The 26,865-nt window shown below is 64.3% G+C and carries 25 protein-coding genes; 12 read left to right on the top strand and 13 right to left on the bottom strand.

Translation table 11 applies throughout. The features are described 5' to 3' along the window. The first annotated feature begins 46 nt into the window (after positions 1-46). The 3 genes from pheS to pheT are packed head-to-tail and all read left to right on the top strand — an operon-like array spanning position 47 to position 3,971. Positions 47-1,132, top strand: a complete 1,086-nt coding sequence (gene pheS, locus EOB36_RS16445; protein ID WP_095484450.1) for a phenylalanine--tRNA ligase subunit alpha — start codon at positions 47-49, stop codon at positions 1,130-1,132. Beyond that, positions 1,129-1,566, top strand: coding sequence for a GFA family protein (locus EOB36_RS16440; protein WP_095484449.1), 438 nt, complete (start codon positions 1,129-1,131; stop codon positions 1,564-1,566). The genes pheS and EOB36_RS16440 overlap by 4 nt, the downstream gene beginning before the upstream one ends. Continuing rightward, positions 1,563-3,971 (top strand): phenylalanine--tRNA ligase subunit beta, encoded by a 2,409-nt coding sequence (gene pheT, locus EOB36_RS16435; RefSeq protein ID WP_126103979.1) that lies wholly within the window; start codon positions 1,563-1,565, stop codon positions 3,969-3,971. The genes EOB36_RS16440 and pheT overlap by 4 nt, the downstream gene beginning before the upstream one ends. A gap of 303 nt (positions 3,972-4,274) precedes the next feature. Here pheT and EOB36_RS16430 read toward each other — a convergent pair whose 3' ends face one another. Further along, positions 4,275-5,270, bottom strand: coding sequence for an aldo/keto reductase (locus EOB36_RS16430; RefSeq protein WP_128285250.1), 996 nt, complete (start codon positions 5,268-5,270; stop codon positions 4,275-4,277). Positions 5,271-5,366: 96 nt separating this feature from the next. Here EOB36_RS16430 and EOB36_RS16425 point away from each other — a divergent pair, with 96 nt between their 5' ends. The 5 genes from EOB36_RS16425 to EOB36_RS16405 all read left to right on the top strand — a co-directional run bounded on the left by EOB36_RS16425 (position 5,367) and on the right by EOB36_RS16405 (position 10,514). After that, entirely contained in the window at positions 5,367-6,257 is an 891-nt protein-coding gene (locus EOB36_RS16425; RefSeq protein ID WP_128285249.1) for a LysR family transcriptional regulator, read from the top strand. A 28-nt stretch (positions 6,258-6,285) separates the two neighbouring features. Further along, positions 6,286-6,864, top strand: coding sequence for a cytochrome b (locus tag EOB36_RS16420; RefSeq protein WP_126103976.1), 579 nt, complete (start codon positions 6,286-6,288; stop codon positions 6,862-6,864). A 71-nt stretch (positions 6,865-6,935) separates the two neighbouring features. Beyond that, a complete protein-coding gene (locus EOB36_RS16415) occupies positions 6,936-7,511 on the top strand; it encodes a YceI family protein (protein ID WP_128285248.1) in 576 nt (191 codons plus the stop codon). Between the two features lie 330 nt (positions 7,512-7,841). Further along, complete coding sequence (locus EOB36_RS16410; RefSeq protein WP_128285247.1) at positions 7,842-8,828, top strand: Gfo/Idh/MocA family oxidoreductase; 987 nt, start codon at positions 7,842-7,844, stop codon at positions 8,826-8,828. A 27-nt stretch (positions 8,829-8,855) separates the two neighbouring features. Continuing rightward, a complete protein-coding gene (locus EOB36_RS16405) occupies positions 8,856-10,514 on the top strand; it encodes an FAD-binding dehydrogenase (RefSeq protein ID WP_128285246.1) in 1,659 nt (552 codons plus the stop codon). Positions 10,515-10,519: 5 nt separating this feature from the next. Here the strand turns inward: EOB36_RS16405 and EOB36_RS16400 are convergent, their stop codons facing one another. From EOB36_RS16400 to EOB36_RS16365, 7 genes are all read right to left on the bottom strand, one after another. Continuing rightward, the gene (locus tag EOB36_RS16400) at positions 10,520-11,461 is read right to left on the bottom strand and encodes an alpha/beta hydrolase (protein WP_128285245.1); all 942 of its coding nucleotides are present in this window, start codon (positions 11,459-11,461) and stop codon (positions 10,520-10,522) included. A 214-nt stretch (positions 11,462-11,675) separates the two neighbouring features. Beyond that, positions 11,676-12,458, bottom strand: a complete 783-nt coding sequence (locus EOB36_RS16390) for a carnitinyl-CoA dehydratase (RefSeq protein WP_128285244.1) — start codon at positions 12,456-12,458, stop codon at positions 11,676-11,678. Further along, positions 12,451-14,529 (bottom strand): acetate--CoA ligase family protein, encoded by a 2,079-nt coding sequence (locus EOB36_RS16385; RefSeq protein WP_128285243.1) that lies wholly within the window; start codon positions 14,527-14,529, stop codon positions 12,451-12,453. The genes EOB36_RS16390 and EOB36_RS16385 overlap by 8 nt, the downstream gene beginning before the upstream one ends. A gap of 64 nt (positions 14,530-14,593) precedes the next feature. Continuing rightward, positions 14,594-15,757, bottom strand: a complete 1,164-nt coding sequence (locus EOB36_RS16380; protein ID WP_128285242.1) for an acyl-CoA dehydrogenase — start codon at positions 15,755-15,757, stop codon at positions 14,594-14,596. A 4-nt stretch (positions 15,758-15,761) separates the two neighbouring features. Next, positions 15,762-16,859 (bottom strand): carnitine 3-dehydrogenase, encoded by a 1,098-nt coding sequence (locus EOB36_RS16375; RefSeq protein WP_128285241.1) that lies wholly within the window; start codon positions 16,857-16,859, stop codon positions 15,762-15,764. Then, on the bottom strand, positions 16,856-17,485 hold the full coding sequence (locus EOB36_RS16370) for an HD domain-containing protein (protein ID WP_128285240.1): 630 nt from the start codon (positions 17,483-17,485) through the stop codon (positions 16,856-16,858). The genes EOB36_RS16375 and EOB36_RS16370 overlap by 4 nt, the downstream gene beginning before the upstream one ends. A gap of 28 nt (positions 17,486-17,513) precedes the next feature. Next, positions 17,514-18,425 (bottom strand): 3-keto-5-aminohexanoate cleavage protein, encoded by a 912-nt coding sequence (locus EOB36_RS16365; RefSeq protein ID WP_128285239.1) that lies wholly within the window; start codon positions 18,423-18,425, stop codon positions 17,514-17,516. A 126-nt stretch (positions 18,426-18,551) separates the two neighbouring features. Between EOB36_RS16365 and EOB36_RS16360 the strand changes: the two genes are divergently transcribed. Further along, entirely contained in the window at positions 18,552-19,532 is a 981-nt protein-coding gene (locus tag EOB36_RS16360) for a GlxA family transcriptional regulator (protein WP_128285238.1), read from the top strand. 8 nt (positions 19,533-19,540) lie between these two features. Here the strand turns inward: EOB36_RS16360 and EOB36_RS16355 are convergent, their stop codons facing one another. Next, on the bottom strand, positions 19,541-19,750 hold the full coding sequence (locus EOB36_RS16355) for a hypothetical protein (RefSeq protein ID WP_095484432.1): 210 nt from the start codon (positions 19,748-19,750) through the stop codon (positions 19,541-19,543). Between the two features lie 185 nt (positions 19,751-19,935). Then, a complete protein-coding gene (gene xylA / locus EOB36_RS16350; protein WP_128285237.1) occupies positions 19,936-21,261 on the bottom strand; it encodes a xylose isomerase in 1,326 nt (441 codons plus the stop codon). A 113-nt stretch (positions 21,262-21,374) separates the two neighbouring features. On the opposite strand from xylA, the gene EOB36_RS16345 reads away from it, so the two are divergent. Then, on the top strand, positions 21,375-21,737 hold the full coding sequence (locus tag EOB36_RS16345; protein WP_095484430.1) for a nuclear transport factor 2 family protein: 363 nt from the start codon (positions 21,375-21,377) through the stop codon (positions 21,735-21,737). 194 nt (positions 21,738-21,931) lie between these two features. Here the strand turns inward: EOB36_RS16345 and xylB are convergent, their stop codons facing one another. The 3 genes from xylB to EOB36_RS16325 form a co-directional block, all read right to left on the bottom strand. After that, on the bottom strand, positions 21,932-23,386 hold the full coding sequence (xylB, locus tag EOB36_RS16335; protein WP_128285236.1) for a xylulokinase: 1,455 nt from the start codon (positions 23,384-23,386) through the stop codon (positions 21,932-21,934). Between the two features lie 81 nt (positions 23,387-23,467). Next, positions 23,468-24,790, bottom strand: coding sequence for a tetratricopeptide repeat protein (locus EOB36_RS16330; RefSeq protein ID WP_128285235.1), 1,323 nt, complete (start codon positions 24,788-24,790; stop codon positions 23,468-23,470). A gap of 9 nt (positions 24,791-24,799) precedes the next feature. Next, positions 24,800-25,423, bottom strand: a complete 624-nt coding sequence (locus EOB36_RS16325; protein ID WP_128285234.1) for a LysE family translocator — start codon at positions 25,421-25,423, stop codon at positions 24,800-24,802. A 204-nt stretch (positions 25,424-25,627) separates the two neighbouring features. Between EOB36_RS16325 and EOB36_RS16320 the strand changes: the two genes are divergently transcribed. Next, positions 25,628-26,401 carry a L,D-transpeptidase gene (locus tag EOB36_RS16320; RefSeq protein ID WP_128285233.1) on the top strand — a complete coding sequence of 258 codons (774 nt, stop codon included), beginning with the start codon at positions 25,628-25,630 and terminating at the stop codon, positions 26,399-26,401. Between the two features lie 118 nt (positions 26,402-26,519). After that, the coding region (locus EOB36_RS16315) for a 6-phosphofructokinase (protein ID WP_206637172.1) at positions 26,520-26,865 on the top strand (346 nt) is incomplete at its 3' end.

Below are 26,865 nucleotides of genomic sequence, written 5' to 3'. Positions count from 1 at the left end.
GGCACGGCTGGCGCGGGTTTTCTTTGCTTCCAATCGAGTCTGAAACATGAGTGACATGGAAACTCTCGAAAATTCCCTGATGACCGACATTGCGTCGGCCGCCGACGAGCAGGCGATCGAAGCCGTGCGTGTTTCAGCGCTCGGCAAGAAGGGTTCGGTCTCAGAAATGCTGAAGACGCTCGGCTCGATGAGCGCAGAAGAGCGCCAGATAAAAGGCCCGGCTATCAACGGCCTCAAGAACCGCGTCACCGAGGCGCTTACAGCGCGCCGCGCCGAGCTGAAGGACGTGGCGATCGCAGCCAGGCTCGCGGCGGAAAAGGTCGATGTGACGCTACCGGTGCGGCAATCGCCGGCCGAGCGCGGTCGTATCCATCCGATCAGCCAGGTCAGCGACGAGATCGCCGCGATCTTCGGCGATCTCGGCTTTGCCATCGCAGAAGGTCCCGATATCGAGACCGATTATTACAATTTCACCGCGCTGAATTTCCCGGAAGGCCATCCGGCGCGCGAGATGCACGACACCTTCTTCTTCCAGTCGGACGAGAAGGGCGAGCGCAAGCTGTTGCGCACCCACACCTCGCCGGTGCAGATCCGCACCATGGAGGCGCAGAAGCCGCCGATCCGCATCGTCATTCCCGGAAAAACCTACCGGCAGGATTCCGATGCCACCCACTCGCCGATGTTCCATCAGGTCGAGGGTCTGGTGATCGACAAGACAGCCAATGTCGCCAACATGAAATGGGTGCTGGAGGAGTTCTGTAAGGCCTTCTTCGAGGTGCCACAGGTCAAGATGCGCTTCCGGCCGTCCTTCTTCCCGTTCACCGAACCCAGCATGGAGGTCGACATCCAGTGCGACCGTTCGCGGCCGGGCGAGGTGCGCTTCGGTGAAGGCTCCGACTGGATGGAGATCCTCGGTTGCGGCATGGTTCACCCCAATGTGCTGAGATATGGCGGGCTCGATCCCGACGAGTATCAGGGCTTTGCCTGGGGCATGGGCATCGACCGCATCGCCATGCTGAAATACGGCATGCCGGACCTGCGCGCCTTCTTCGACGCCGATGTGCGCTGGCTGTCGCATTACGGCTTCCGGCCGCTCGACATGCCGACGCTATTCGCAGGCTTGAGCGCATGACAGCGGCCCACACCGGCGGCTGCCGCTGCGGCGCCGTGCGGTTCGAGGCTTCGGCCGAACCGCACCATGTCAGCTATTGCCATTGCGGCGATTGCCGGCGGGCCAGTGGCGCGCCGGTGTCGGCCTTTGTCGGGTTCCTGACCGAGCAGGTCGCCTTTACGGGCAAGGCGCTGAAGATGTTCGAGAACGGGTCGGTGACGCGCTCCTTTTGCGGTGTCTGCGGCTCGCCGATCGCCTATGTCGACGAGCGGCTGGCCGACCACATCTATTTTATGCTCGGCGCCATGGACATGCCGGCCTATTTCAAGCCGATGCACCACGCCCATGTACGCGAGCAGCTTCCCTTCGTGCACATGCCGGACGACTTGCCGCGCCATCTGAAGACCAGCGTGCCCAGGCCTGACGGGCAAAGACCAGACGGAACACAGTCATGAAATTCACTCTCTCCTGGCTCAAGGACCACCTCGAGACCGACGCCTCGCTGGCCGAAATCGTCGAGCGGCTGACCTCGATCGGCCTCGAAGTCGAGCATGTCGACGACAAGGCGAGCCTGAAACCCTTCGTCATCGCCAAGGTGCTGACGGCGGTGCAGCATCCCGACGCCGACCGGCTGCGCGTGCTGACCGTCGACACCGGCGACGGCAGGCCGCCGGTGCAGGTTGTCTGTGGAGCGCCGAACGCCCGCGCGGGCCTGATCGGCGCCTTTGCAGCGCCTGGCACCTATGTTCCCGGCATCGACGTGACGCTGACGGTCGGCAAGATCCGCGGCGTCGAAAGCCACGGCATGATGTGCTCCGAGCGCGAGCTCGAGCTTTCTGACGAGCATGACGGCATCATCGACCTGCCCGAAGATGCGCCGGTCGGCACCAGCTTCGCCGCCTATGCCCATCTCGACGATCCGCTGATCGAGATCAATTTGACGCCGAACCGGCCGGATGCGACCAGCGTCTATGGCATCGCCCGCGATCTGGCGGCGAGCGGGCTCGGCCAACTTAAGAGCGCGCCGGTCGAGGCGATCCCCGGCAAGGGCGAGACGCCGGTCAAGGTGACGATCGAAGCGCCGGAGCTGTGCCCCGGTTTTGCGCTGCGCCTGGTGCGCGGCGTGAAGAACGGCCCGTCGCCGAAATGGCTGCAGCAAAGGCTGATCGCCATTGGTCTGCGGCCGATCAGCGCGCTGGTCGACATCACCAATTATGTCACCTTCGACCGCGGCCGGCCCTTGCATGTGTTCGACGCGAACAAGGTCGCCGGCAACCTGGTCGTGCGCCGAGCGCGCGACGGCGAAAAGGTGCTGGCGCTCGACGGCCGCGAATACACGCTGACGCCTGATATGTGCGTGATAGCAGACCAGGACGGCGTCGAGTCGATCGCCGGCATAATGGGCGGCGAGCATTCCGGCTGCGACGAGAACACCACTGACGTGCTGATCGAATCGGCACTTTGGGACCCGATCACCACCGCCCGCACCGGCAGGACGCTCGGCATCATCAGCGACGCGCGCTACCGCTTCGAGCGCGGCGTCGACCCTGAATTCATGGTGCCCGGCGTGGAGCTGGCGACCAGACTGGTGCTGGATTTCTTGGGCGGCACGCCGACCGAAACCGAAGTCGTCGGCTATGCCGGCCATGTCGAGAAGATCGTTTCCTTCCCGCTGTCGGAAGTGAAGCGGCTGACCGGCATCGAGGTGCCGAGGGACGAGAGCCTCGGCATCCTGAACCGCCTCGGCTTCAAGCCGGAAGGCGCGGGCGATGTCGTCAATGTGGCGGTCCCGTCCTGGCGGCCGGATGTCGACGGCAAGGCCGACCTGGTCGAAGAGGTCATGCGCATCCATGGCGTCGACAATATCGCGCCGCAGCCGCTCGGCGCCCATGATGCCGTCAACGCCAAGATCCTGACCGTGCTGCAGATCCGCACCCGGGCGGCCAAGCGGGCGCTGGCGGTGCGCGGCATGATGGAGGCCGTCACCTGGTCGTTCATTCCGGCAAAACATGCCGAACTGTTCGGTGGCGGCCAGACCGCGCTGAAGCTCGCCAATCCGATCGCCGCCGACATGTCGGACATGCGGCCGTCGCTGCTGCCGGGCCTGATCGCCGCCGCCCAGCGCAATGCCGACAAGGGCATCGGCGATGTCGCGCTGTTCGAAGTGTCGGGCACCTATGAAGGGGACGGCGCCGACCAGCAGCGACGCGTCGCTGCCGGTGTGCGGCGCGGCACGGCCAAGCTCGACGGCTCCGGCCGCAATTGGGCCGGCAATTCGGGTCCGGTCGGTGTGTTCGACGCCAAGGCCGACGCGATCGCCGCGCTCGAAGCCTGCGGCGCGCCGGTCGAGCGGCTGCAGATCGAGGCCGGCGGGCCGGCCTGGTATCATCCCGGCCGTTCCGGCACGATCAGGCTCGGGCCTAAAGTCATTTTGGGGACATTCGGCGAATTCCATCCGAAGACGCTGGAGGGGCTGGATGTCTCCGGCCCGCTTTGCGGCTTCGAGGTTTTCGTCGACGCCGTGCCCGAGCCGAAGGCTAAGCCGACGCGGACAAAGCCGAAGCTGGAACTGTCCGCCTTCCAGGCGGTCAAGCGCGATTTCGCCTTTGTCGTCGACAAAGCGGTCCAAGCCGCCACGCTGACCCGCGCCGCCCTTGCCGCCGACAAGAAGCTGATCACCAATGTCTCGGTCTTCGACGTGTTCGAAGGGGCGTCGCTGGGTGCTGCCAAGAAATCGATCGCCATCGAGGTGTCGATCCAGCCGGTGGAGAAGACGCTGACCGACGAGGATTTCGAGGCGCTGGCCAAGCGCATCGTCGAGAATGTGCACAAGCAGACCGGTGGCGTGCTGCGAGCATAAATTTGGAAACAAGAAGGGGCGCCGCGCCGGCTTTTGCCTTCTCCCCTTGTGGGAGAAGGTGGATTGGCGCGCAGCGCCAAGACGGATGAGGGGTGTTGGACGGAGTGCGGCGGTGCCAAGCTGGAGCACCCCTCATCCGTCGCCTTCGGCGACACCTTCTCCCACAAGGGGAGAAGGGAGAGCCGCGCGAGGCTGGACGGCGGCGAGACAAGCGGCTCGCCCCGGATAAGGGGGGCGAACTCAAGCCTGAGGCGATTGCCCTAGCCGAAGCCGCCCCCTTCGAATTTTCATCCAGCCCGCCGTTTATCCGTTGACTAGCGCCAGCGCCTCCTCGGTGTAGCGCTTGCCGACCACCTTTTCCGGTGACAGCGCGTCGCCGATGGCCGCAACCTCGACTTGGCTCAGCGCGATCTGTGCCGCTGCCGCGTTCTGCTCCAGATGGCGGATTTTTCGCGCTCCAGGGATCGGCACGATGAAATCGCCCTGATGCAGCACCCAGGCGAGCGCCAGTTGCGCCGGCGTGACGCCCTTCTCGGTTGCCATCCTCGCCAGCGTGGCGATAACGGCCGCATTGGCGGCCATGGCGTCGGCCTGGAAGCGCGGCAGGGTGAGGCGCCAGTCGTCGGCGCCGAGGGCTTCGGGCTTGGCGATCGTGCCGGTCAGCAGGCCGCGGCCGAGCGGGCTGTATGGGACAAAGCCGATGCCGAGCTCGCGGCAGACGGCAAACACCTCTTCTTCCGGATCGCGGCTCCACAGCGAGTATTCGCTCTGCACGGCTGATATCGGATGCACGGCATGCGCCCGGCGAATGGTCGCCGCACTCGCCTCCGACAGGCCGAGCGCGCGCACCTTGCCCTCGCGCACCAGCTCGGCCATGGCGCCGACCGTATCCTCGATCGGCACGTTGGGATCGACACGATGCTGGTAGTAGAGATCGATCACCTCGACGCCCAGCCGCTGGAGCGAGGCTTCGGCGACCGCCTTGACGTGTTCGGGACGGCTGTCGACGCCAGCCATGCGCTCGACGCCGTTGCCTTCCTCAAGAATCTTGAAGCCGAATTTTGTCGCGATCGTCACCTGATCGCGCACCGGCTTCAACGCTTTGCCGAGCAGGGTCTCGTTCTCATAGGGGCCATAGACTTCGGCCGTGTCGAAGAAATTGACGCCGATCTCGACGGCGCGGCGCAGCGTGGCGATCGCGTCGGCCTCAGGCTGACCGCCATAGACGAAGCTCATCCCCATGCAGCCGAGGCCGACCGGATAGACGTCAAGTTCATTTCCAAGCTTGCGGGTTTGCATCACGCATCTCCTTGTTGTGATGCGACGGAAATAGCGTCTTGCATCGCGTTCGATAATCGGCTCTCATTCGCACGGGTTGTTCTAAAGAATAGATCAATGAACCGAAGCTATCTTTCCCAACTCGCCGTGTTGGCAACCGTCGCCCAATGCGGCAGCTTTCGCGGCGCCGCCAGGGAACTCGGCATCGCGCCATCCGCAGTCAGCCATGCTGTATCGAGCCTGGAAGCACGTCTTGGCGTGCGGCTCCTGGCGCGCAGCACGCGTAGCGTCGCCCCGACCGAGGAAGGCGCCCAGCTGCTCGAGCGGCTGAGGCCGGCATTGTCCGAAATCGACCTCGCCCTGGAAGCGGCGGTCGAGGCGCGCGACCGGCCGGCCGGCAATCTCAGGCTGACCGTGCCGCGCACCGCAGCCCACCTGGCGCTGACGCCGCGGCTCGGCGCCTTTGCATCGGCCTACCCGGACGTCGTGCTGGAGATCGTCATCGAGGATCGCTTCACCGATGTGGTCGAAGGCGGCTTCGACGCTGGTGTCCGGCTCGGTGAGAGCCTGCAGCGCGACATGATCGCGGTGCGCATCGGGCCAAACCTTCGCGGCGCCGTCGTCGGCGCGCCATCCTATTTCGCGACCATGCCCAGACCGCGCCATCCGCACGATCTCGTAGGTCATCGTTGCCTCCGTTTCCGTTTCTCCAGCGGCATCCTCTACCGCTGGGAGTTCGAGAAGGACGGCGAGGCGATCGAGATGGCGGTGCAGGGGCCACTGATCCTCGATGAGGATCATTTGGTCGCCAATGCGGCAGTCGACGGTGCCGGCCTTGCCTTCCTGTTCGAGGACTATGTCCGCGAGGCGTTGGCCACCGGCCGACTCATTCGCGTGCTGGAGGACTGGTGCCAACCCTTCGACGGTTTTTTCGTCTACTATCCGAGCCGCCGCCAGATGCGGCCGGCGCTCAGGGCCTTTGTCGATTTCTTCAAGATAGCCGGATGAAAGCCGGGCTCGCCGGCGTTCACTTCCCATGCCCGCATTGATCACAAACGACACCACCCGCTATGGCTGGGCGGCGATCGTCCTCCATTGGCTGATCGCCGCGATCTTCATCGGCCAGTTCGTGCTCGGCTTCGTCATGATGCGGGTGTTCAGCCAGCGCACCGCCTTCGAGCTGATCCAGCTGCACAAATCTTTCGGTTTCTTGCTGCTCGGCTTGGTGATCCTGCGCATTGCCTGGCGGCTCGGCAATGCGGTGCCGGCGCTGCCACGCTCAGTCGGACGCTTCGAGCGCCGGGCGGCGGCGCTCGTTCATTTCGCGCTCTACGCGTTTCAGCTTGCGCTGCCTCTGTCCGGCTGGGCGCTGGTATCAGTGTCGATGCTGGAAATACCGAGCGTGCCGTTCAACCTGTTCGTCATGCCGGACCTGCCACTCGTGGAATCGGACACGGCGGAAAGCTTCTGGATCTCAACGCATTGGTATCTTGCTTATGCTGGCATCGGACTTGTCGCCCTGCATATCGCCGCGGCGCTGCGCCATCATTTCTGGCTGAAGGACGCGGTGCTGACGCGCATGATCACGCCTTCTTCAAATCACGATGCGGAATAGAGCTGGCGGCTCATTCGTTGATGGGGCGAGGACGCGGAAAAAGCGTTGCCTGCAAGAAAAGGACTAATCCCATGTATGCGCGCATCCTCGGATTCGCGGTGGTCGCCACCTGCCTTGCCATGCCTGTTTTCGCTGCGGTCGCGCTTGGTGATGCCGCCGGCAGCTACACGATCAGCCCGGCCGGTTCGAGCATTCGCTTCTCGATCGGCAAGCTCGGTGGCGGCGGATTCGACGGCGCCTTTGCCCGTTTCAAGGGCAGCATCCGCATCGACAACAGCGATGTCGGGCGCTCGCGTGTCAATATCACCATCTTTCCCGAAAGCGTCGGCACCGGCCAGAGCCGCGTCGACGCCTTCCTTCGCTCCGACGCGGTGTTCGACGCCGCCAACAACCCGGAAATCCAGTTCCGCTCGACCAGCGTGAAACGCACCGGCGAGACGTCAGCCCTTATCACCGGCCGGCTGACGGCGCGCGGCAAGACTTTTCCGGAAAAGTTCACTGCCGAGCTTAGCGGCCTCAAGTCGGGCACGATCAGATTCCATGTCACCGGCAAGGTGCTGCGCTCGCGCTACGGCATGGACGTCGGCACGCCGATCTATTCGAACGTCGTCCACTTCGACATGACACTGACCGGCAAGCGAGGTTAGTACCTCTGCGCGGTGGGTTTGACTGGTCGTTCCTTTCGTTCGCACATCGCACACTTTCGCGATTGGCAGAGACATCTCTCACTTCGTCATCCTGGGGCGGAGCAAGGAGCGAAGCGACGCGGCGCAGACCCCAGGATCCATGCCGGGACATCAAAGCGTTGCAACGGTTCAGAATTCTGTTTCGTCGCATTCCTCGGCGACTGTCGCGGCATGGATCCTCGGGTCAAGCCCGAGGATGACGAAAGTGCGGATCGACGAGCCAGTGTCTGATTGGCTTTTCTCCTGAATTAGGGCAAACCTCCAGTCCTGCAATCGAGAGGGAGAAGCCTGATGTTCCGATGGGGTGTTTTGTCGACGGCCAAGATCGGCCGTGAGCATCTTTTGCCCGCAATGGTCGAGGCGGAGAACGGCGTGCTGTCGGCGATCGCCAGCCGCGACCTGTCGAAAGCCCGTGCCCTGGCCGACCGTTTCGGCGCGCCCCATGCCTTCGGCTCCTATGACGAGCTGCTCGCATCCAAGGACATCGACGGCGTCTACATCCCGCTGCCTACCGCGCAGCATGTCGAATGGACTGCGAAGGCCATTCAAGCCGGCAAGCATGTTCTGGTCGAAAAGCCGCTGGCGCTCGATGCCAGGGACATTCCGCCGCTGATCAAGCTGCGCGATGCCAAAAACGTGCTGGTCTGCGAAGCCTTCATGGTCGTCTACCACCCGCAATGGATCAAGGTGCGCGAGCTGATCGCCAACGGCGCCATCGGCCGGCTGCGCCATGTCCAGGGCGCGTTCTCCTACTACAATGTCGATCCCGCCAACATGCGCAACCAGCTCGACCTCGGCGGCGGCGCGCTGCCCGACATCGGTGTCTATCCGACGGTGTCGACGCGCTTTTCGACGGGCAAGGAGCCGCTGCGCGTCCAGGCGACGATCGAGCGCGACAAGACGTTCGGCACCGACATCTACTCCTCGACCCGCGCCGATTTCGGCGACTTTGAACTGTCGTTCTATCTGTCGACGCAGATGGCGGCGCGGCAGGTGATGGTGTTCCACGGCGAGAAGGGCTTCATCGAGGTGCTTTCGCCGTTCAACGCCGGTATCTACGATCATCATCGCATCGAGCTGCACAACCAGAAACACAGCGAGGCGCAAGTGTTCCGCTTCCCCGGCATGCAGCAGTACCGGCTGGAGGTCGAGGCCTTCGCGCGGGCAGCACAGGGCGGCACGGAGCGCGTCTTCACGCTGGAAGAGTCCGTGCTCAACCAGAAGGTCATCGACGCCATCTTCCGCGCCGGCGAGAAGGAAGGCTGGGAGACGGTCTGACAATTTCGTCAAGCCGGGGAGGAGAAAATGGCTGACGATGCCGATGTGATCATTGTCGGCGCCGGCCTTGCCGGCCTCGTCGCCGCGGCGGAACTGGTCGAGGCTGGCAAGAAGATCATCGTCGTCGACCAGGAACCGGAACAGTCGCTCGGCGGCCAGGCGTTCTGGTCACTTGGCGGCATCTTCCTCGTCGGTTCGCCCGAACAGCGGCGCATGCGCATCCGCGATTCGCATGATCTGGCGCTCGAGGATTGGCTGGGCACCGCCGCCTTCGACCGTGCGGAAGATCTCTGGCCGCGCCGATGGGCCGAAGCCTATGTCGGCTTCGCCGCCGGCGAAAAGCGCTCCTGGCTCATGCAGCGCGGCATAAAGTTCTTTCCCGTGGTCGGCTGGGCGGAGCGCGGCGGCGGCAACGCCGTCGGCCACGGCAATTCAGTGCCCCGCTTCCACGCCACCTGGGGTACCGGGCCCGGCGTGCTCGAGCCGTTCGTTCAGCGCGTGCGCGAGGCCGAGAAGCACGGGCTGATACGCTTCAGATTCCGCCACCGCGTCAATGAACTGACACGCACGGGCGGCGTCGTCGACGGCGTACGCGGCGACATGTTGGCGCCGAGCGACGTCGAGCGCGGCCGCAAGAGTTCGCGCGACATCGCCGGCGATTTCGAGCTGAAGGCGCAAGCGGTCATCGTCGCTTCCGGCGGCATCGGCGGCAATCCCGAGCTTGTCCGGAAAAACTGGCCGCAGCGGCTGGGCACGCCGCCCAGCCGCATGATCAGCGGTGTTCCTGACCATGTCGACGGCCGCATGCTGGCCATCACGGAGGCGGCCGGCGGCAGCATCATCAACCGCGACCGCATGTGGCACTATGTCGAAGGCATCAAGAACTGGGCGCCGCTCTGGACCGACCATGCCATCCGCATCCTGCCCGGTCCGTCATCGCTGTGGCTCGACGCCCGCGGCAAGCGCCTGCCGGTGCCGCTCTATCCCGGCTTCGACACGCTGGGCACGCTCAGCCACATCATGGGCACCGGCTTCGACTATTCCTGGTTCATCCTGACCCAAAAAATCATTCAGAAGGAGTTCGCGCTGTCGGGCTCCGAGCAGAACCCCGATCTCACCGGAAAGAGCTGGCGCCAGGTGCTCGGCCGCGCCACATCAGGCGTTCCCGGTCCGGTGAAAGCATTCATGGAGAAGGGCGAGGATTTCATCGTCGAGCCTGATTTGCCGGCGCTGGTCGCCCGCATGAACGCGCTTGTCGGTGGCGAGCCGCTGCTTGAGCTTCGCCAGGTCGAGCGCGAAATCCGCGCCCGTGACCGGCAGCTCGACAATCCGTTCTCCAAGGACATGCAGATCACCGCCCTGCGCGGCGCTCGCGCCTATCTCGGCGACCGGCTGATCCGCACGGCCAGGCCGCACAAGATGCTAGATCCTGCCAATGGCCCGCTGATCGCGGTCAGGCTCAACATATTGACCCGCAAGACGCTGGGCGGCTTGCAGACCGATCTCGGCAGCCGCGTTCTGGGTGCCAATGGCCAGCCGATCGAAGGGCTCTATGCCGTCGGCGAAGCCGCCGGTTTCGGCGGCGGCGGCATGCATGGCTATGCAGCGCTGGAAGGCACGTTTCTCGGTGGCTGCATTTTTTCCGGGCGCAGCGCCGGCCGGGCTGCCGCGCGGGCGGTGGGGTAGAACCCTCACCAGATCCATTCGCCGCGTCCCAGAACCGACACAGCGTCGACGATGCGGGTGAAGCTCGAACGGGCGCGGCCGACCGTATGCCGGGCCCTGAGATAGCCATGCACCAGCCCCGGCTCCTCGAACCAGTAGGCGTGGCCGTCCGCCGCAACGATGCGGTCGCGATAGGCCTCGCCGTCTGACGACAACGGGTCGCATTGCGCGGTGATCAGCACGGTCGGCGGCAAATTGGCAAAATCGGCGTCGGCCAGCGGCGACAGCGTGAGATCGCCGGTGCGGTCCTCGCCGCCAGTCCTGATATTCGTGTAGAAATCGAGGTCGCGCACCGTCAGCATCGGCGCCTCGGCATGGGTCACGTAAGACCCTTGCGACCGGTCGCCGCCAAGACCGGGATAGATCAGCACCTGGCCGATCGGCCTTCGCGCATGGCCGCGTGTCGCGTGGCTGACGGAGGCGCAGAGATTGCCGCCGGCGCTGTCGCCGCAAAGCAGGATCGCGCGCTTATAAGTTGTCGCCGCCCATTCGAAGGCGCTGATGGCATCGTCGAAGGCAGCCGGATGAAGATGTTCCGGCGCTAGCCGATAGTCGACCGAAACCACCTCATAGCCGGTGCGGCTGCAAAGCTCGGCGCAGAGGTCGTCATGGCTGTCGAGCCCGCCGAGGATAAAGCCGCCGCCATGGAAATAGAGCACCATCGCCGCCGCTTCCGGCGCTGGTGTGCGGTAGACGCGGATCGGGATGGGGTGCGAGGGCGTGGCAATGGCGGTGGTCTCCGCCGTAACGCCGTGGGGATAGCCGGCAGAGAACTCACGGCACATGCGGTCGTAGATTTCGCGCTGCTGATCGATCGTATAGTCGATCGTATCAGGCGGATAGTAGGAATTGGTCCATTCGATGAAGGCCCAAGTCTCGGCGTCGATGAGGGTTTTGTAGTCGGTCATGAGAGGAGACCAACCTGCGACGACGGCGCCCAGGCACCCCCCTCTGCCCTGCCGGGCATCTCCCCCTCAAGGGGGGAGATTGGCAGCTTCGGGCTCGGCGCTTTCCCTGCGACATAGAAGATTGGCGAAAGCCTTCGCGACATCCGATCTCCCCCCTTGAGGGGGACATGCCCGGAAGGGCAGAGGGGGGTGCCTCGCGCCATCATCTCCGACGTTATCGTCCCTTCCACACAGGCTGGCGCTTCTCCGCAAAGGCACGAAAACCTTCCATGTTGTCCTCCGAACCGTAGAGGACATCGACGGTCGGCAGCTGCCTGCGCGTCACCCGGTTCATCGCGTCCTGGAAGGTGAGCGATTCGGCGACCCGGGCCGTCTCCTTGATCGCGGCGAAGACCAGCGGCGGACCGCCGGCCAGCAGCCGTGCGATCTCCCAGACGCGGTCCTCGAGCCTGTCCCTGGGCAGCACCTCATTGACCAGGCCCCAGCGATGCGCCTCTGCGACATCCATCCAGCGGCCGGTGAGCAAAAGATCCATGGCGACATGATAGGGGATGCGCTTCGGCAGCTTGATCGTCGCCGCATCGGCAAGCGTGCCGGCGCGGATCTCGGGCAGCGCGAAGGAGGAATGATCGGACGCGTAGATGAGGTCGCAGGACAGCGCCAGCTCGAAGCCGCCGCCGACCGCCATGCCGTTGACGCAGGCGATGACCGGCTTGTTGGGGTCGCGCAGTTCCTGCAGCCCGCCGAATCCGCCGACGCCATAGTCGCCGTCGACCGCATCGCCGCCGGCCGCGGCCTTCAGGTCCCAGCCGGCGCAGAAGAACTTGTCGCCGGCGGTCTTGACGATAGCGACCCGCAGATCCGGATCGTCGCGGAACGCCTTGAACGTCTCGCCCATCAGCCGCGAGGTCTTCAGATCGATGGCGTTGGCCTTGGGCCGGTCGAGCGTGACTTCGAGGATCGTGCCCTCGCGGCGCGTTGAAATGACGTCAGACATTCTTTTTCTCTCCAAGCACCAGCAGCGCGTCGGCGATCCAGGCGCCTTTGCCTTGCGCGCAGACAATCAGCGGATTGATGTCGAGTTCCTCGATCTCGCCGGCATTTTCCTGCACGAAGGCGGCGATGCCTGATATTGCATCGATGGCCGCCGCGACATCGGCCTTCGGCCGACCGCGATAGCCTTCGAGCAGCGGGAACAATCTGAGCCCGCGCAGGGCCGCCTCGATGTCGTCGCGTGTCGCCGGCAGCATCAGCGTGACGCTGTCGCGCAACAGCTCGACCAGCACGCCACCGGTGCCGAGCGTCATCACCGCGCCGAACATCGGGTCGCGGGTGAAGCCGACGAGCAGCTCGGCGACGCCGTCGCGCACCATGCGCTCGACATAGAGGCCGGTGCCGAGCGGATCGAGATCATGGGCGGCGGTGCTGACGGATTCGGCATCCCTGAGGTTGAGCCGCACCGCGCCAAGCTCGGATTTGTGGGTGACGCCCAAAGCCTTCAGCGCCACCGGAAAGCCGAGCGCCATCGACGAGATCACCGCCTCGACGGCGTTGCCGGCGCGTTCGCCCTTGGGCACGGGAAGCCCGGCCTCGATCAGCCGCGCTTTCGCCTCGGCCTCATCAGGCGTGACATGGTCGCCACTCGGTGCACCGGAAGCGGAGGTGTCGATCGGCTGCGCCTGCGGCTCGCGCCAGGCCCAGCCGATGAAGGCAGCCGCCTGGGCGGCGTCCATGGCCTCGGAAATGCCGAACAACGGCACCATGCCGCGCGCCATCAGTCCGGCGGTGTATTCCTCGGGCAGGTTCTCCGGCAGCGACGACACGATCGCGCCCTGCGCCTTGTTGGTCTTCAGCGCCGATTCGAAAGCACGCAGCGTCGCCCACCAGTCAGTGTCGGAGCAGCGGTCGGGGCGCGGAAAGTCGAGCACCAGCATGTTGAGGTCGAAGCCGCCCGACACCATGGCGGTGAAGGTGGCGGTCATCGCCGGCTCGTTGTTCCAGATGAAGGTGTGGTAGTCGAGCGGGTTGGCCACTGCAACCAGCGGCCCGAGCGTCGATTTGACGTGGGCGCGATGCGTGTCGGTCAGAACAGGGAAATTCACCCAGCGGCCTTCGGCGCTGTCGGCCATGACGGAGGCCTCGCCGCCCGAACAGCTCATCGACGACAGCCGGTAGCCGGGCAGGGGTCCGGTGACGTGCAGCAGCTTCAGCGCCTCGATGAAGGCGGGGATGGAGTCGACGCGGGCGATGCCGAGCCGCTTCAGGAAGGCGCCCGAGGCCGCATCCGAGCCGGCCAGCGATGCCGTGTGCGAGACGGTCGCTTGCCGCGCCTGCTCGGAGCGGCCGACCTTCATGGCAATGATCGGCTTTCTCAACTCACGCGCCCGCGCCGCCAGCCTTTCGAAGCCGGCCACCGAATCGAAGGCCTCGATATGCAGGCCGAGCGCAGTGACGCGGTCGTCCTCGATCAGGCCGAGCGCCATTTCGGAAAGGCCGGTCTGCGCCTGGTTGCCGGCGGTCATTAGAAAGGCGATCGGCAGGCCGCGCTTCTGCATGGTCATGTTGATGGCGATGTTGGACGACTGTGTGATGATGGCAACGCCGCGGCCACCCTCGACCAGCCTGATGCCGCCATGCTGGTCGGGCCATAAAAGCGCGCCGTCGGCATAATTGATCAGGCCGTAGCAGTTCGGCCCGATGATCGGCATCTGGCCGGCCACTGCGACCAGTTCGGCCTGCAGCCGCTCGCCGTCCTCGTCATAGGCCTCGGTCTCGAGAAAGCCGGCGGCAAAGCAGACGGCGCCGCCGGCACCGCGCTCGGCCAGCGCCTTGACCACCTCGATGGTCAAATGCCGGTTGACGCCGACAAAGGCGGCGTCGGGGGCGCTGGGCAGATCGGCTACCGAACGGTAGGCCTTGCGGCCTGCGACTTCGTCCTTGCTCGGGTGCACCGGCCAGATCTCGCCGGCAAAGCCCATCTTGATCGATTGGGCGACGACGGCAGCCGCCTGCGCACCGCCGAACACTGCAATGGATCGTGGACGCAGGAGACGCTCAAGTCTGTGCATGGTGATCTTTTCGTCTGATCATGATCTTTTCCAAAAACCGGATTCCACTTTTTGGGATCATGCTCTAAGCCCCAAACGGGCGCAGCAGCGCCCGCGAGATAATGTGGCGCTGGATTTCCGAAGTGCCTTCCCAGATGCGCTCGACGCGGGCGTCGCGCCAGATGCGTTCCAGCGGCAGATCGTCCATCAGCCCCATGCCGCCATGGATCTGGATCGCTTCATCGGCAACGAAGGCAAGCATTTCGGTGGCCATCAGCTTGGCCATGGCCATGTCCTGATCGGTAACGGTGCCCTGATCGTACTTCCAGCCGGCTTCGAACACCATCAGGTCGGCGGCTTTCAACTCGGTCGCCATGTCGGCGAGCTTGAACGACACGCCTTGGAACTTGCCGATCTGCTGGCCGAACTGCTGGCGCTGCGCGGCATATTCAATGGCGTGGCCAAGCGCACGCTCGGCACGGCCGAGGCAAGTGGCGCCGACCTGCAGGCGGGTCGCGCCAAGCCATGAATTGGCGACGTCAAAACCCTTGTGGACCTCGCCCAGAACCTGGCTCGCCGGCAGCCGGCAATCGTCGAATTCAAGGATGGCGTTGGTGTAGCCGCGATGCGACACGTTGCGGTAGCCGTCGCGCACCGTAAAACCCTTGGTGCCCTTGTCGACGAAGAAGGCGGTGATCTTCTTGCGTTTTCCACGCGAAGTTTCTTCCTCTCCCGAGGCCATGAAGACGATAGCGAAATCCGCGAGATCAGCATGGCTGATGAAATGCTTGGTGCCGTTCAGCACCCAGTCGTCGCCATCCTGGACCGCGGTCGCCTTCATGCCGCGCAGATCGGAGCCGGCGCCCGGCTCGGTCATCGCCAGGCAGTCCCATTTCTCACCGCGAATGCAGGGGAACAGATACTTCTCGCGCTGCTCCGGCGTCCCGGCCAGAAGGATGTTGGAGGGCCGCGCCACGCAGGTCCAGTGCAGCGCGTAATTGGCACGGCCAAGCTCCTTTTCGTAGAGCAGCCAGGTCACCGTATCGAGCCCGGCGCCGCCGACATCCGTCGGCATGTTGGCGGCATAGAGCCCGGCTTCGATCGCCTTGGCCTTGATCTCCTCGATCAGCTCGCGGCGCAGCACGCCGGTCCGCTCGACCTCGCGCTCATGCGGATAAAGCTCGTTCTCGACGAAGGCGCGAGTTGTCTCGACGATGAGTTTCTGTTCTTCCGAAAGACCAAAATCCATGGTCTCAGCCCTTCTTCTTTTTCTTCGGCTTTTCAGCCTTGGCCTTCACCGGCTTGGTCGCCTTGGCCTTCTCGGCTGCCTTGGAAGAGGCGGGCTTCTTCGCCGCAAGCTTGGCGAGCTGCTTGGTATAGTCCTTGTGCAAGGCGCCGGCGCCCCAGCCCTTGCCTTTGTTCTGCTTCGACAACGCCTCCATGATGGCGACCAGATTGTCGTCGCGGATCTTTTCGAGCTCGCGGATCGACAGGCCATGCGCCTGGTCGTCCGACTGTGTGGCGATCAGGTCGACCAGTTCGTCGTTGAATTCCGGCACATCCATGAGCTTGGTCCAAGGCCATTTCAGGCACGGCCCGAACTGCGCCATGAAATGGCGCATGCCGGCCTCGCCGCCGGCGACGCGATAGACCTGGAACATGCCCATCTGCGCCCAGCGCAGGCCGAAGCCATAGCGCATGATGTCGTCGAGCTCCTCGACCGTGCAGATGCCGTCCTTGATCAGCCACAGCGCTTCGCGCCATGCCGCCTCCAGCAGGCGGTCGCCGACGAACGCCTCGATCTCCTTGCGGATCACCACCGGCTTCATGCCGATCGAGGCGTACATCTCCTTGGCGACCTCGATCGCCTCGGGAAAGGTCTGTTGGCCGCCGACGATCTCGACCAGCGGCAAGAGATAGACCGGGTTGAACGGATGGCCGACGACCAGCCGCTCCGGATGCTTCTTCATCGCCACCTGCATGTCGGTCGGCTTGATGCCCGAGGTCGAAGAGCCGACAATGGCGTTGGCCGGCGCATAAAGGTCGATCTCGGCCAGCACGCGGTGCTTCAGGTCGAGCCTTTCGGGCACGCTTTCCTGGATGAAATCGGCATCGGCGACGGCGTCGGCGATGGTCTTGGCAAAGGACAGTTTGCCTTCCTTGGGCAGGCCGTCGGGCAGCATCTGCTTGTAGGCGCGGCGCGCGCCTTTCATCACTTCGCCGACCTTGCGGGAAGCTTCGGGGTCGGGATCGAAAATCGACACGTCGATGCCGTTCAAGAGCAGCCGCGCCACCCAACCGGCGCCGATGACACCGCCGCCGACGGCGGCCGCCTTGGTGATGATGCTCATGCGGAGGCTCCGGTTCTTGTCGTGGCTGTTTTGGGGTCGATCAGGGGCACGCGCTCGCCGGCGCGGATCACGGACGCGTCATAGGCTTTGCGCCCGAACACTTCGAGCACGAACGGCCGGAAGAAATCGATAGGCAGCGTGTCATAGCCGGGGTCGAAGCTCGACTGGTCCCAACGCTCGCAAAACTGGTCGCAATCGTCGAAATAGAAGTGCCCGGCGAAGCGGTCGCGCGCATGCGGATTGCCGCCGAGATGATGCGCGTAATAGAGGCGCTGGAAGTCGCCGTGCTTTTCCACCACCCAGGTGCACTGCTCGCGCACGAACGGCTTCAGGATCGAAGCCGCATATTCGTCGTGATTGTAGGGCGCGTAGATGTCGCCGATGTCGTGCAACAGCGCGCAGGCGATCCAGTCCGTGTCGGCCCCATCGCGCCACGCGCGCGTCGCCGCCTGCAGCGAATGGCCGAGCCGGGTGATCTTATAGCCGGACAGGCCTTCGTCGAGATGGACAAGCGCGTCAAGCAGCCGCTCGCCGGTCTTCGCCGCATAGTCGATCTCGTGCTCGGTGAGGAAGGCGTAATCCTCGCGATCGCCGTCCTTCATCGCGGTGAATTTCACGGTCTTCATCGGCGGCTCCTCCCTACCGATTCCCTGTTCAAAGCGGCGCGCGTTTCGTCAAATTGAGCTTCTTGCGCACCTCATCCGGGCCGATGACCCTTGCGCCCATATTCGATACGATGCTGACCGCCCGCTCGACCAGCTGTGCGTTGGTCGCCAGCACGCCCTTGTCGAGCCAGAGATTGTCCTCGAGCCCGACGCGGACATTGCCGCCGGCCAGCACCGCGGCGGCGGCATAAGCCATCTGGTTGCGGCCGATGGAGAACGCCGACCAGGTCCAGCTCGACGGCACGTTGTTGACCATGGCCATGAAGGTGTTGAGATCATCCGGCGCGCCCCATGGCACGCCCATGCACAATTGCACGAGGGCATCCGGATCCAGCACCTTTTCCTCGACCAATTGCTTGGCAAACCACAGATGGCCGGTGTCGAAGGCCTCGATCTCCGGCTTGACGCCGAGCGCCGTCATCATGCCGCCCATGGCGCGCAGCATGCCGGGCGTGTTGGTCATCACGTAGTCGGCCTCGGCGAAATTCATGGTGCCGCAGTCGAGCGTGCAGATTTCCGGCAGGCACTGGCGCACATGTTCCACGCGGTTGGTGGCGCCGCCCATATCGGTGGCTTTTTCGTTCAGCGGCAGCGGGTTTTCCGGCGAGCCGAACACCATGTCGCCGCCCATGCCAGCAGTCAGGTTCAGCACCACGTCGACGTCTGCCGCGCGGATACGCTCGGTCACTTCGCGGTAGAGATGCACGTCACGCCTAGGCTTGCCGGTTTCGGGATCACGCACATGGCAGTGCACGATCGCCGCGCCCGCCTTTGCTGCATCGATCGCCGAATCGGCGATCTGCTTGGGCGAACGCGGCACGTGTGGGCTGCGGTCCTGCGAGCTGCCGGACCCGGTCACGGCACAGGTAATGAAAACCTCACGATTCATCACAAGCGGCATGGACTTTTCTCCCAATCAGCACAAACGGCTACGATCAAATATGGCCCATTCAAACATGGGCCCGATCGAACATATGGCAACAATGCCTGACTTGCCGGAAACTGTTTTGCGTTTTACGAAGGCCATATGATAAAAAGCGAAAAGCCATCGATCTTTCGCGCCGAGCGCGCGCCGCTCAAGGTGACGTTGCTGGTGTTTTCCGGCTCGTCGATCATGTGCGTTGCATCGGCCGTCGATCCGCTGCGTGCCGCCAACCGTATTGCCGGCGAGACGCTGTTCGATTTCAGGCTGGTTTCGGTGACCGGCGAAGCGCCGCTCACCACATGCGGCCTGCCGGTTGCGGTCAGCGGCCGCTTCGATGCAGCGGACACAACCGATATGCTTGTTGTGGTCGCCGGCTTCGGCACGCAGAACTATGCCACATCGGCCCTGCTTGCCGGCCTGCGCCGCGCGGCCCGCGCTGCGCGCGCCTGCGGCGGTGTCGAGGCCGGCACCTGGCTGGTTGCCCGCGCGGGCTTGCTGGAAGGGCGCAGCGCCACCACCCATTGGGAGGACATGGAGGATTTCTCGGCGGCTTTTCCAGGCGTCGATGTGCGCCCCGACCGCTATGTCATCGACGGGCCGGTCTTCACCTCCGGCGGCGCTTCGCCGACCTTCGATCTGATGCTGCATCTGATCCGCACGCGGCTCGGCATGGCTGTCGCACTCGATGTGGCAAGTGTCTTCATCTACGACCAGGCGCGGGCGGCGACCGATGCGCAGCCGCTGGTCTCGCTCGGCCGCCTAGACGGCTACGATCCGCGACTGGCGCAAGCCATCCGGCTGATGGAAACCCATGTCGACCAGCCTTTGACCATTGCCGCGGTGGCAAAGCGCGCCGGGGTGACGGCGCGAACGCTGGAAAGCATTTTTCGCAAATCGATCGGCGAGACGCCGGGTGCCTATTATCTCCAGCTGCGGCTGGGCGCCGCGCGCCGGCTGGTGGTCGACACGCGCGTGGCCATGGCCGATATTGCCGGGCGGACAGGGTTCTCGTCCGCCGCGGCATTTTCCAGGGCGTTTTCAAGAGCTTTCGGCGAAGCGCCGGTCAGGCTGCGTCAGAGATAGTGTGGGGATTAGGCAGCGTCCTGGCGGTCGCTGTTGCCGTCGATCTGCGAGCGCATCTGTCTCGCAAGGTGGGTCTCGAAGCGGCTGGCGACCGCGCGATCCCATTCGTTTGCACTGCGCGCACCATGCTTCGGATGCGGCAGCGCCATCAGCCGGTCGATGATCGATCCGGCCTCGCCAGATGAGAGCAGGGCGTCGATTTCGCGTTCGTGCTGCATATCGTTTCGCCTCCTTCTTTCTGTTCCCGCCACGAACCACACTATACGAGATTCGTGACGGCTGTTTGAAGGCAAGAGCGAGGCGATTGAGGGGCGTGCGAGGCAAAACCTTGTCGCCGGTTCCGCCCTCGCGCAAAGCTGTTCCGGGCCGGCGGGTCGGTTAGGAGCCCCGCCGGCGCGACACCTCAGACGTAGCGGTTGACGATATTCTCGAGCAGTTCCTGGCGGCCGGATTTGGGCTGCGGCTCGATCTTCTTCTTGACGACGCGCTCGGCGATCTCCTCCAGCGTCCGCTTGCCGGCAAACATCGCCTTGGCCTCGGCAGAGTTCCAGCCGGCATAGCGCTCGGCCAGCGGACCCGACAGCGCCTTGTCCTCGACCATCTTGGCGGCAGCCTTGAGGCCGCGTGCGCAAGCGTCCATGCCGCCGATATGGGCGATCAGCAGATCCTGCGGATCGAGCGACTGGCGCCGCAGCTTGGCGTCGAAATTGGTGCCGCCGGTCTTGAAGCCACCCGCCAACAGGACCTGGTAATAGGCCAGCGCCATCTCCGGCACATTATTGGGGAACTGGTCGGTGTCCCAGCCCGACTGGTAGTCGTTGCGGTTCATGTCGATCGAGCCGAAGATGCCGAGCGCATTGGCCAGCGCCAGCTCATGCTCGAAGGAATGGCCGGCCAGGATCGCATGTCCCTGCTCGATGTTGACCTTGACTTCCTTCTCCAGTCCGAAGCGTTTCAAGAAGCCATAGACCGTGGCGACATCATAATCGTACTGGTGTTTTGTCGGCTCTTGCGGCTTCGGCTCGATCAGAATGGTGCCCTTGAAGCCGATGCGGTGCTTGTAGTCGACGACCAGGTTGAGGAAGCGGCCTGCCTGTTCCTGCTCGCGGGCAAGGTCAGTGTTGAGCAGCGTCTCATAGCCTTCGCGGCCGCCCCACAGCACATAGTTCTCGCCCTTCAGCCGCTTGGTGACGTCGATGCAGTGCTTTACCGTCGCTGCCGCATAGGCAAAGACATCCGGGTCGGGATTGGTGGCGGCCCCCGACATGAAGCGGCGGTTGGAGAACAGGTTGGCCGTGCCCCAAAGCAGCTTGACGCCGGTCTGCTTCATCTTGCCGGCGAAGTAATCGGCGATCTCGTCGAGGCGCGCGGCACTCTCGGAAAAGTCCCTGCCTTCCGGCCGCACATCGGCATCGTGGAAGCAGAAATAGGGTGCGCCGAGCAGCGAAAACATCTCGAAGGCGACATCGGCCTTGAGCTTGGCCAACTCCATCGTGTCGGTGCCGCCGGCCTTGGCGAACCATGGCCGGTCAAAAGTCTGGCCGCCGAACGGATCGCCGCCCGGCCAGGCGAACGAATGCCAGTAGGCGACGGCAAAGCGCAGATGGTCCTCCAGCCGCTTGCCGGCGACCACCTCGTCTGGGTTGTAGAAGCGGTAGGCCAGCGGATTGGTAGAATCCGGTCCTTCGTATTTGATCGTCTTGATGTCGCCGAAAAAGCCGCTGGTCATGTTTGTCTGTCCTCTCGCATGGTTCTGTCCTGATTACCTCAGGCGTAATTGGTTTCGCGCTGGCGCTGGGTGAAAAGGGTCGTGTCAAAGCCACTCAACAACGGAGACAGACCATGACCGACCTCAACACGATCGCCGAAAACTACATCACCGCCTGGAACGAGAGTGATGCGGCTCGCCGGCAAGCCTTGCTCAAGGCGACCTTCACCGAGGACGTCAGCTACCGCGACCCGATCATGCAGGGCGACGGCCATGATGGCGTCGCCGCACTGATCGACGGCGTGCAGCAGCGCTTTGCCGGCTTCCGGTTCTCGCTTAAGGGTAAGCCGGACGGGTTTGGCGACACGATCCGCTTTTCGTGGAATCTCGGGCCGGAAGGCACTGATTCCGTCATCGAAGGCACCGACATCGGCGTCATCGAGAATGGCCGCCTGAAAAGCGTCACCGGCTTTCTCGACAAGGTTCCGGCGCAGTGAGGAAATCTCGGCAAAGTGGGAGCCAAGCACCCCCCTCTGCCCTGCCGGGCATCTCCCCCTCAAGGGGGGAGATTGGCTGGCTTTTCCGCCTTCGCCAATCACCGATCTCGCAAGACTGGCATAGCCGTCGACGCTGCCGATCTCCCCCCTTGAGGGGGAGATGGCCGGCAGGCCAGAGGGGGGTAAGCGCCGGCTCACGCGGTTACAGCACTGATCGCCGGGTAGAGCGCCCGGTAGCGCTGATAAGCATCCGCATAGGCGTTGCTCAGTGTGGCGACCGGTTCGATGGTGGCATCGGTGGCTGGCGCCGTGCACACTCTGAGCGGATCGGCGCCTGTCGCCGCGATCATGCCGAGCCGGGCTGCACCGAAGGCAGCGCCGAAATCGCCGTCGGCGGGAACGTCGACGGGCAGGCCGAGCGCGGTGGCGATGGCCGTCAGCCAGTAGCGCGAGCGCGAGCCGCCGCCGATCGCCGTCACCCGCGTCAGCGTCGTGCCGGCCTTGGCCAAGGCTTCGAGACTGTCGCGGAAGGCGAAAGCCACGCCCTCCAGCACGGCCTGGGTCAACACGGCGCGGCTGGTTTCATGTGCAAGCCCGGTAAAAGAGCCGCGAATGGCCGAGTCATTGTGCGGCGTGCGCTCGCCGGAGAGATAGGGCAGGAAGGACACGCCGGTCGGCGCCTTCAGCGCATCGCCGAGTTCGGCGGTCAGCTCGCCGGCGCCTTTTCCTGATATCTCCGACAGCCAGTTGAGCGAATCGGTTGCCGACAGGATGACACCCATCTGGTGCCAGGTATCGGGCAGCGCGTGGCAGAACGTGTGCACCGCGCTTTCCGGGTTTGGCAGATAGGACGCGTTGGCGGCGAACAGCACGCCTGACGTGCCGAGCGAGACGAAGGCCTGACCGGCTGCGACCGTGCCCATGCCGCAGGCCGAGGCCGCATTGTCGCCCGCGCCGCCGGCGATCGGGGTGCCGGCCTGCATCCCCCATTTCGAGGCCAATTCGCTGCGCAAGGCGCCAGCCTTCTCAGTGCCTTCGACCAGCGATGGCATCTGCTTCTCATCAAGCGACGTGGCAGTGAGCAGGTCGGATGACCAGCCTCGCTTGCCGACATCGAGCCAGGATGTGCCGGCCGAGTCAGACATTTCCGAAATGTGTTCGCCGGAAAGCCAGAGCCGCAGGAAATCCTTCGGCAGCAGGACCTTTGCCACCTTGGCGAAAATATCAGGCTCGTTGTTTTTCACCCAGACCAGCTTTGGCGCGGTGAAACCGGGGAAGACGATGTTGCCGGTGAGCTTGCGAAAGCGCGGATCGGCGTCGAGCTTGGCCGCCTCCGCATGGCTGCGCGTATCGTTCCACAGGATGCAGGGGCGCAGCACTTGGTCGCCGGCGTCGAGCAAGGTGGCGCCATGCATTTGGCCGGACAGGCCTATGCCCTTCACGGCGGCGAGCTGCCCTGGATGCGATGCCTTGAGCTCGGCGACCGCTTCCTCGCAGGCGCGGATCCAGTCGGCGGGATTCTGCTCCGACCAACCGGGATGCGGCCGCGACACGTCGAGTGAAGCATGGCCGGAGCCGATGACGGTCTGCCCGGCATCGATCAAAAGCGCCTTGACGCCCGACGTGCCCAGATCGAGGCCGAGATACATGGTGTCCTCCCAATGTCATTAATTTTTTCGGATCTCGAAAAAATCTGACTTGGCAGTTTTTAAGACAAGAACCGCCTCCGGTCAATTCTCCGACGAATCGTCCGCCCGCCGCGAGAACAGTGCCGACAGCGGACTGTCCGGCCGCGCCAGCGCTCGTTCCGCAGCAAGCGCCCTTGCCAGCGCATGGTCGCCGGAACGCAACGCCGCCTCGACCAGCGTCAGGTCGATGACGTCGCGTTGCGCGTGGCTGCCGCCGAAGCGGTGGGCGATCGCCCGGATTGGCCGGATCAGGCGCACCGTCTCGGCATAATTGCCGTCGCCGAATGCCTTGATGGCGAGCGTCAGGGGATGGCCGACGTCCCGGGTGAAGGCGGCGTTGTCGTCGTTGCCGCGCATAGCCTCGCGCTGCGCCTCGAGCAAGGTGCGAGCCGGCGCTTCGAGGCCGGCGCCGACGAAGGCCATCATCGCGTGGACATCGTTGAAGGCATAGTTGCCGGCGCTTGCCTTGGCCCAGTTGGCGGCGATTGCCGCCCAGCGGTCGCCGACATCGCCGCCGCCGAGATGCAATCGCCACAGGATCGCCGAGGCGTCGACCATGTTGAGCGCCAGCGTCGAGCGCTCGCCGTAGATCGGCCCATCATAAAGCGCCAGCACCTGGTCGGTCTCGCCGAGATCGTAGTGGAACAGCGCCAGATGCCACCAATTGTGCACTTGCAGGAAGCTCTCTTGCGTCCACGCTTCGGGGTTGGCGCGCATCCAAGCGATGCCGTCCTTTTGCCGGCTCTGCATCTCCATGACATGGGCGACGGCGTGCTGCGCCCAGCCGTCGCGCGGCTCGATGTCGACTGCCGCGCGGCCAAGCTTTTCGGCGCGCGCATAGTCGCCCATTTCCTCCAGCCCGAACGCCTGCATGCCGAGTATGGCGTGATAGCCCGGCATGCCGCTCTGCCATGACGGCAGCGCGCGGCCGATGCGGTCGCGCAGCATGCGAGCGTTGCCGGTGAAGAAATCGATCTGGTGCCCGGTCTGCAGCGCCAGCGCGTCGAGCGGAAACTCGATCGCGATATCCTCGAGCAGACGGGCGGCTTCATGCCAGCGTCCTGCTGCAAGATGGCCGAGTGCTGCGACGTGCGCCTGCTCACGCGTCGTCGCGGCAAGCGGCAGCGCCGCCTCGTGGCATGTCCTGGCCACAGCAGTCGCCTCGCGCTCGGTGGCGAGGCCGAAGAGATAGCCCTTGAACACATGCGCCATGACGAAGCCGGGATCCTCGGCGATGGCTCGGTCGACCGAGCCGACCGGATCGCCGATGAAGCATTGCAGTTCGCGGACAGCTTGGCTGTAGGGCGAGAACCCGGCTTCGGTCGCGCCCGAAAAAGTCAGGCCGAATGCGTCCCTGACTGCCATGTCATGTCCTCAATTGTCCGAGCGCATCGCCACCGTGGCGATGCCGGCGCCGACCAGCAGCGTGCCGCCGGTGCGGTTGAAGATACGGATCGCCCGGGGATTGCGCACCACGTTGCGCGCCCTTGCGGCGATCAGGGCATAGCCGAAGGCATTGGCGAAGGCGAGCGCCAGGAAGGTGGTTTCGAAGATCAGCATCTGCGTCCAGAAATCGCCATGCCGGTCGAGGAACTGCGGCAGGAAGGCGACGAAGAAGGTGATGCTTTTCGGGTTGAGCGCGGTGACCAGCCAGGCATGCGCCATCATCTTGGCCGACGACACCGCATCCAGGCGCGGCTCGGCCCTGAGCGTGCCACCGGCGCGAAACAGCTTTACGCCGAGATAGATCAGATAGCCGGCGCCGATCACCTTCAGCACCGTGAACACGGTGGCCGAGGCCGCCAGCAGCGCGCCGATGCCCAGCATCGACAGCGTCATCGCCGTGAAGTCGCCAAACGCGACGCCGACCGCCATCGGCAGCGCCGTGCGCCAGCCCTGGCCGAGCGCATAGGACACGACCAGAAGGATGGTCGGGCCGGGAATGACAAGGAGGATCGTCGAGGCCGCGGCAAAGGCGGCCCAGTTTTCGAAGGACATGCTCGTCTCCTTGAACTCAAAGAAGAGGATAAATCCTCGACCCCGCGAAGATGTAAAGGGGCAGCATTGAAATAGACGGCACGACGGCTCGGCCAGAGGTTAAGGTAGGGCAAGACGTCTTCACGCTTTTTCAACCATGATTGGTGAAAATACCATCGATCCGGCCGGACCGTGTTTCCCGCCGATAGCGTAGGGTTTGGGTACATGCGTGAGTTGCCGCAAGGTCTGACACCGCCGTACAATGGCGACGCCGTCGAAATCGAAATTTCCGAAAACCAGCTTTCCCGCCGCGCGGTGTTGTCCGGCGCCGGTGCGCTGGCGCTGCTCGGGGTTGCCGGCTGTAGCCAGACGCTCGATTTGCCATCGCTGCAGCTCGACGGCGTCACCACTGGCGCGATCACCCCTGTCCGCCCGAGCATCAGCGTCGACAAGAACATCACCAGCCCGAGTGTGATGTATGCCTCCGTCACCGATGGCGGTTTCACGCTGCCGGAAGTGCCCTACCTCAAGGTCAAGCCGGAATTCCGCCGCCAGATCGTCGTCGACCCGACCGGCGAGCAGCCCGGCACCATCGTCGTCCATTCGCAGGAGCGGCTGCTCTATCTGGTGCAGCCCGGCGGTGACGCGATCCGTTACGGCGTCGGCATCGGCAAGGAAGGCTTCCGCTGGTCCGGCCGCGCCAACATCCAGTACGGCAAGGAATGGCCGGTCTGGACGCCGCCGGCCGAGATGATCGCCCGCAAGCCGGAGCTGGTGAAATGGCAAGGCGGACAACCCGGCGGCCTCGAAAATCCGCTCGGCGCGCGCGCCCTCTACATCTATCAGAATGGCCAGGACACCGGCTACCGCATCCACGGCTCGCCCGAATGGTGGAGCATCGGCCAGGCGATGTCGTCGGGCTGCGTTCGCCTGATCAATCAGGACATTATCGACCTCTACAGCCGCGTCTCCAGGAAGAACCCGGTCGTCGTCGTCTGACCCTCCCGGTCGTCGCCTGACCTCATAGCGGCTGGCGCGGCCGCTCGACTCTCCCGTTGCGTGATCTCGCAAGACAGGCGAATGTGCCTGCAAAGCCACTGCTCGGGAGACGTGAAGCATGTCCGGAACTTTTGTGATCGCGCAAGGCGGCGGCCCGACCGCCGTCATCAACCAGACGATGGTGGGCGCCGCGCTCGAGATCCGCAAGCGGCATCCCGGCGCCAAGGTTTTAGGCTCCATCCATGGCGTGCGCGGCATTCGTGACGGCAACTATGTCGATCTTTCTGCCATTGCCGAGGACCGGTTGCGGCTGATCGCGGCCACGCCGAGCGCCGCCCTCGGCTCGACGCGCGACAAGCCGGACGAGGCCTATTGCGAGATCATCCTCAACGGCCTGAAGAAGGCCGGCGCCGACGCCTTCATCTACATCGGCGGCAACGACACGTCGGGCACGCAGCAGATCC

It is taken from the genome of Mesorhizobium sp. M6A.T.Cr.TU.017.01.1.1, from assembly GCF_004023115.1.
Lineage (GTDB): Bacteria > Pseudomonadota > Alphaproteobacteria > Rhizobiales > Rhizobiaceae > Mesorhizobium > Mesorhizobium mediterraneum.
This window is presented reverse-complemented; position numbering and strand designations above follow the sequence as displayed.

Excerpts from the sequence above, each read along its gene's own strand:
- EOB36_RS16385 (WP_128285243.1), bottom strand. The coding sequence starts at position 14,529 with ATGCACAGACTTGAGCGTCTCCTGCGTCCACGATCCATTGCAGTGTTC.
- EOB36_RS16400 (WP_128285245.1), bottom strand. The coding sequence starts at position 11,461 with ATGACCGACTACAAAACCCTCATCGACGCCGAGACTTGGGCCTTCATC.
- EOB36_RS16375 (WP_128285241.1), bottom strand. The coding sequence starts at position 16,859 with ATGAGCATCATCACCAAGGCGGCCGCCGTCGGCGGCGGTGTCATCGGC.
- EOB36_RS16365 (WP_128285239.1), bottom strand. The coding sequence starts at position 18,425 with ATGCCGCTTGTGATGAATCGTGAGGTTTTCATTACCTGTGCCGTGACC.
- EOB36_RS16355 (WP_095484432.1), bottom strand. The coding sequence starts at position 19,750 with ATGCAGCACGAACGCGAAATCGACGCCCTGCTCTCATCTGGCGAGGCC.
- EOB36_RS16420 (WP_126103976.1), top strand. The coding sequence starts at position 6,286 with ATGCCCGCATTGATCACAAACGACACCACCCGCTATGGCTGGGCGGCG.
- EOB36_RS16390 (WP_128285244.1), bottom strand. The coding sequence starts at position 12,458 with ATGTCTGACGTCATTTCAACGCGCCGCGAGGGCACGATCCTCGAAGTC.
- EOB36_RS16370 (WP_128285240.1), bottom strand. The coding sequence starts at position 17,485 with ATGAAGACCGTGAAATTCACCGCGATGAAGGACGGCGATCGCGAGGAT.
- EOB36_RS16325 (WP_128285234.1), bottom strand. The coding sequence starts at position 25,423 with ATGTCCTTCGAAAACTGGGCCGCCTTTGCCGCGGCCTCGACGATCCTC.
- EOB36_RS16440 (WP_095484449.1), top strand. The coding sequence starts at position 1,129 with ATGACAGCGGCCCACACCGGCGGCTGCCGCTGCGGCGCCGTGCGGTTC.
- xylA (WP_128285237.1), bottom strand. The coding sequence starts at position 21,261 with ATGACCAGCGGCTTTTTCGGCGACATCAAGACGATCAAATACGAAGGA.
- pheT (WP_126103979.1), top strand. The coding sequence starts at position 1,563 with ATGAAATTCACTCTCTCCTGGCTCAAGGACCACCTCGAGACCGACGCC.
- EOB36_RS16405 (WP_128285246.1), top strand. The coding sequence starts at position 8,856 with ATGGCTGACGATGCCGATGTGATCATTGTCGGCGCCGGCCTTGCCGGC.
- EOB36_RS16320 (WP_128285233.1), top strand. The coding sequence starts at position 25,628 with ATGCGTGAGTTGCCGCAAGGTCTGACACCGCCGTACAATGGCGACGCC.
- pheS (WP_095484450.1), top strand. The coding sequence starts at position 47 with ATGAGTGACATGGAAACTCTCGAAAATTCCCTGATGACCGACATTGCG.
- EOB36_RS16410 (WP_128285247.1), top strand. The coding sequence starts at position 7,842 with ATGTTCCGATGGGGTGTTTTGTCGACGGCCAAGATCGGCCGTGAGCAT.
- xylB (WP_128285236.1), bottom strand. The coding sequence starts at position 23,386 with ATGTATCTCGGCCTCGATCTGGGCACGTCGGGCGTCAAGGCGCTTTTG.
- EOB36_RS16430 (WP_128285250.1), bottom strand. The coding sequence starts at position 5,270 with ATGCAAACCCGCAAGCTTGGAAATGAACTTGACGTCTATCCGGTCGGC.
- EOB36_RS16425 (WP_128285249.1), top strand. The coding sequence starts at position 5,367 with ATGAACCGAAGCTATCTTTCCCAACTCGCCGTGTTGGCAACCGTCGCC.
- EOB36_RS16345 (WP_095484430.1), top strand. The coding sequence starts at position 21,375 with ATGACCGACCTCAACACGATCGCCGAAAACTACATCACCGCCTGGAAC.
- EOB36_RS16360 (WP_128285238.1), top strand. The coding sequence starts at position 18,552 with ATGATAAAAAGCGAAAAGCCATCGATCTTTCGCGCCGAGCGCGCGCCG.
- EOB36_RS16415 (WP_128285248.1), top strand. The coding sequence starts at position 6,936 with ATGTATGCGCGCATCCTCGGATTCGCGGTGGTCGCCACCTGCCTTGCC.
- EOB36_RS16330 (WP_128285235.1), bottom strand. The coding sequence starts at position 24,790 with ATGGCAGTCAGGGACGCATTCGGCCTGACTTTTTCGGGCGCGACCGAA.
- EOB36_RS16380 (WP_128285242.1), bottom strand. The coding sequence starts at position 15,757 with ATGGATTTTGGTCTTTCGGAAGAACAGAAACTCATCGTCGAGACAACT.